Here is a 3,422-nt window from a genome sequence, read left to right as displayed (position 1 = left end):
AACAAATGCATTGCCTTTAGGAGCCAGACCTAAGGGCGGTAGCGTGCCAAAAAGCAAAAAAAGTTCTCCAAGTGACATAAAAATGTCGCCAGACAATAAATACAATTAAGCACACTGTTGCATTTCTGGCAAGGTCGGCTTTTATAAAAAGTGCGCTTAAACAAATAATTAACTAAATGTCCCATAACGTCAGAGGGACAATTCAAAGCTGCGATGGCAGTTTTTGAGTGATAATTGGCTAGGCATAAGGTTTCTCCCTTCTATATACCATTCATGTATCTAGTTCCGTAGCGCGTTCTCGTTGCACATATACTCATGTGCCATATCAACGTGTCTACGGCATGCCTAAAACATCTATATTCGCTATTCGAATACAAATCACTCTAACAAGTATTAAGAGTTTTTAAGGATGCCTTGAGCGTCCTTAGTCTATCTACGTCTTTGGTAACCTTCACGAACCATAACCAAAGACGTTCTAAAATCTAAACTTGCTAGGAACTAAAAATGAACTTTTCATTAGAAAACGCCAGAGTTGGCATTATTGGCTTAGGTTACGTTGGGCTACCACTTGCAGTGGAATTCGGCAAAAAATCACCAACGATTGGCTTCGATATCAATCAAGCCCGTATCGATGAACTCTCTGCCGGACGTGATAGCACATTAGAATGCAGCGATAATGAATTAGCAGAAGCAAAATACCTTTCTTACACTTCCTCTCTTCAAGAACTCAAAGAATGCAATGTTTACATTGTTACTGTTCCTACCCCAATTGACGAACACAAACAACCGGATTTAACGCCTCTTATTAAAGCTTCAGAAGCATTGGGTACAGTAGTCAATCAGGGTGATATCATCGTTTATGAATCAACCGTATACCCAGGTGCAACAGAAGAAGATTGCATTCCGGTTGTTGAGCGTGTTTCTGGCCTTAAGTTTAACCAAGACTTTTTCGCAGGCTACTCTCCAGAGCGAATCAACCCAGGTGATAAAGAACACCGAGTTACGAACATTCTTAAAGTAACAAGTGGCTCAACGCCAGAAGTGGCAGAGTTCGTCGACCAACTTTACAAAACCATCATCACTGCAGGCACACACAAAGCGTCATCAATTAAAGTAGCTGAAGCTGCCAAAGTCATTGAAAATACTCAGCGTGATGTAAACATTGCATTAATCAACGAGCTATCCATCATCTTCAACAAGCTGGGTATTGATACACTGGAAGTATTAGAAGCAGCGGGCACCAAATGGAACTTCTTAGCATTCCGTCCAGGCTTGGTCGGTGGTCACTGTATTGGTGTTGACCCTTACTACCTAACGCATAAAGCGCAAGCAGTAGGCTACCATCCTGAAATGATTTTGGCTGGCCGACGCCTAAACGATGGTATGGGGCAATACGTTGTTTCTCAGTTGGTGAAAAAAATGCTGAAAAAACGTATTCACGTAGAAGGCGCAAACGTACTTGTGATGGGCCTAACATTTAAAGAAAACTGCCCGGACCTTCGTAATACCAAAGTGGTGGATATTATTTCTGAGCTAAAAGAGTACAACATCAACGTCGATGTTATGGACCCTTGGTGTTCAAATGATGAAGCGCAGCATGAATATGGCTTAACGCTTTGCGAAAAAGAAAAGCAAGGTCATTACGACGCGATCATCATGGCGGTCTCTCATAACGAATTTAAAGAAATGGGTGTCGAGAAAATTCGTACTTTGGGTAAACCAGAACATGTATTGTACGACCTGAAATACGTTCTAGATAAAGAAAGCGTAGATATGCGTTTGTAAGGAAGGTCCTAGGGCCTAGAAGCTATAACCTCAGAGCCGAGCCATGAAATTCGAGCAATTAGACGTTTGGAAGCGTTCATCACGTTTGGCGAGTAACGTCTATAAACTCATGCGAGATTGCCAAGATTATGGCTTTAAAGATCAAATAACGCGATCAGCTTTATCTGTTCCCTTTAATATCGCAGAAGGTCTTGAAAGAGAAACTGCGAAAGAAGAATCAAGATTTCTCTATTACGCAAAAGGCTCGTTAGGTGAACTCCTTACGCAAACCTATATTGGCATCGATATAGGTTACATCGATAAAGAAAGTGGCTTATTCATTGTTGCAGAATGCAAAGAGATAGCAGCAATGATTGCCGCTTTGATTAAAATCCGGAAAGGTTTTGTTAGGGAAGAAAAGGGAGATTATGTTTCCTAGACCCTAGACCCTAGACCCTAGACCCTAGACCCTAGACCCTAGACCTTCCCCACACGGAAAACACAATGACCAAATACGAACAAATCCAACAAGAACTAGTTGAATCACCAAAGACGTGGTTAGTAACGGGTGTTGCGGGCTTTATTGGCTCAAACCTACTGGAAAAACTACTCAAGCTTGATCAAACCGTAGTGGGTTTAGATAACTTCGCGACAGGCCATCAACACAACTTAGATGAAGTAAAAGGCCTAGTAAGTGAAGCACAGTGGGACCGTTTTACCTTTATTGAAGGAGACATCCGTGAGCCGAAAACGTGCCAACAAGCCGTAATAGGTGTTGATTACGTACTACACCAAGCAGCACTCGGTTCTGTACCACGCTCTATCGCTGATCCACTAACGACAAACGCAGCGAACATCACCGGCTTCTTAAATATGTTGGATGCCGCAAAAGAAGAAGGGGTAAGCAGCTTTACTTATGCTGCAAGCAGCTCGACATACGGTGACCATCCAGCATTGCCAAAAGTGGAAGAAAATATTGGTAACCCGCTTTCTCCTTATGCAGTCACTAAATACGTAAATGAGCTTTATGCTGGTGTATACGCCCGTACTTACGGTTTTAAAACGATAGGTCTTCGTTATTTCAATGTATTTGGTCGCCGACAAGATCCAAACGGCGCTTACGCTGCAGTAATTCCGAAATGGACAGCGGCAATGATCAATGGCGAAGATGTCTACATTAACGGTGATGGTGAGACAAGCCGAGATTTTTGCTACATCGATAACGTAGTTCAAATGAACCTGTTAGCAGCAACGGCAGAAGAAGACGCAAAAGACGAAGTCTATAACGTAGCGGTTGGTGATAGAACAACATTAAATGATCTGTATTATGCAATAAAAAATGCGCTAAACAAAAATGGTGTTCTGGTAGACGCTGAACCTAAGTATCGTGGTTTTCGTGCTGGGGATGTGAGGCATTCACAGGCTTGTATATTTAAAGGACAAACCAAACTGTTTTACAAGCCACAGTTTTGCATATTAGAAGGTATTAAAAAGAGCACGTCGTGGTATCTTGGTTGGTTGAGAAATTATTAAAGTGAATGTAAGCTCAGTAAAGCAATCAATAAAGAATTCTGCCTATCTGTTTATTGCTAAAGGAATTGATCTTTTTATACCACTGTTAATCACTCCTTATCTGATCAGGGTTATTGGTTTAGAGA

3 protein-coding genes are annotated in these 3,422 nt (G+C 41.7%); all 3 read left to right on the top strand.

The genetic code is table 11. The annotated features are described in order from the left end of the window. Nucleotides 1-504: 504 nt before the first annotated feature. Nucleotides 505-1,785, top strand: coding sequence for a Vi polysaccharide biosynthesis UDP-N-acetylglucosamine C-6 dehydrogenase TviB (tviB, locus tag CAG69_RS08070; protein WP_161443613.1), 1,281 nt, complete (start codon nucleotides 505-507; stop codon nucleotides 1,783-1,785). A gap of 43 nt (nucleotides 1,786-1,828) precedes the next feature. Further along, nucleotides 1,829-2,203, top strand: coding sequence for a four helix bundle protein (locus CAG69_RS08065; RefSeq protein WP_161443611.1), 375 nt, complete (start codon nucleotides 1,829-1,831; stop codon nucleotides 2,201-2,203). 65 nt (nucleotides 2,204-2,268) lie between these two features. Then, complete coding sequence (locus CAG69_RS08060; protein ID WP_161443608.1) at nucleotides 2,269-3,297, top strand: NAD-dependent epimerase/dehydratase family protein; 1,029 nt, start codon at nucleotides 2,269-2,271, stop codon at nucleotides 3,295-3,297. Nucleotides 3,298-3,422: the final 125 nt, after the last annotated feature.

This window comes from Vibrio sp. V43_P6S15P86 (assembly GCF_009904725.1).
Lineage (GTDB): Bacteria > Pseudomonadota > Gammaproteobacteria > Enterobacterales > Vibrionaceae > Vibrio > Vibrio diabolicus.
Note: the sequence above shows the minus strand (reverse complement) of the source record. Positions and strands in the feature narration are given on the sequence as shown.

Coding starts and splice junctions, on each gene's coding strand:
- CAG69_RS08060 (WP_161443608.1), top strand. CDS start 2,269: ATGACCAAATACGAACAAATCCAACAAGAACTAGTTGAATCACCAAAG.
- tviB (WP_161443613.1), top strand. CDS start 505: ATGAACTTTTCATTAGAAAACGCCAGAGTTGGCATTATTGGCTTAGGT.
- CAG69_RS08065 (WP_161443611.1), top strand. CDS start 1,829: ATGAAATTCGAGCAATTAGACGTTTGGAAGCGTTCATCACGTTTGGCG.